The sequence below is a fragment of the Novosphingobium colocasiae genome (assembly GCF_014652555.1).
Classification (GTDB): Bacteria; Pseudomonadota; Alphaproteobacteria; order Sphingomonadales; family Sphingomonadaceae; genus Novosphingobium; species Novosphingobium colocasiae.
Map to the genome: position 1 here is coordinate 1 of NZ_BMZA01000067.1, position 634 is coordinate 634.

The 634-nt window shown below is 61.4% G+C and carries 1 pseudogene; it reads left to right on the forward strand.

Annotated elements, in window-relative coordinates:
* Positions 1–78 precede the first annotated feature (78 nt).
* Positions 79–468: pseudogene (locus IE122_RS18260) on the forward strand (IS66 family transposase); the annotation flags it as partial.
* Between the last annotated feature and the right edge of the window lie 166 nt (positions 469–634).

Here is a 634-nt window from a genome sequence, read left to right on the forward strand (position 1 = left end):
AGCGGACCTCATGGCCGAGTGATTGGGCATGGCGACCCCAGAAATGGCTAGTCGCGCAAGGCACGCAAGCTGTCAAAGCTGCGAGTGCTGGATTTCTTCGCATGGGCCGATGGCGTACTGGCGCAGGTTTCCGCGCGATCACCGCTGGCCGAGGCGCTGCGCTATGCCGTGAAGCTCAAGCCCCAACTGCTCGCCTACACCGAGGACGGGCGCCTTGAGATCGACAACAACCTCGCGGAGAATGCCCTGCGCAGCATCGCCGTGGGCCGGAAGAACTGGCTTTTCGCGGGTGCCGACTGCGGCGGGGAGCGCGCCGCTGCGATCTACTCCCTGCTGGAGACGGCCAAGCTCAACAATGTGAACCCGCAGGCTTGGCTGGCCGATGTGCTCGACCGGATCGGCAAGGGCCATCCCATCAACCGGATCGACGAACTGATGCCGTGGAATTGGTCGGCATCACCGACGTGAAAACCAGATTGGTGAGCAAGAGACCTTTAGATCCACTGAACGACCGAGGGACGAACTTCTCCAGTTTCATGGTCCCAAAGCCAGAGATCGTTGCTGTCAGGCAGCAGCACTGAATGACATACCGGCTGACGCCGGTAGGATCATGCGGAGGGGCTGAAGCCGTTCA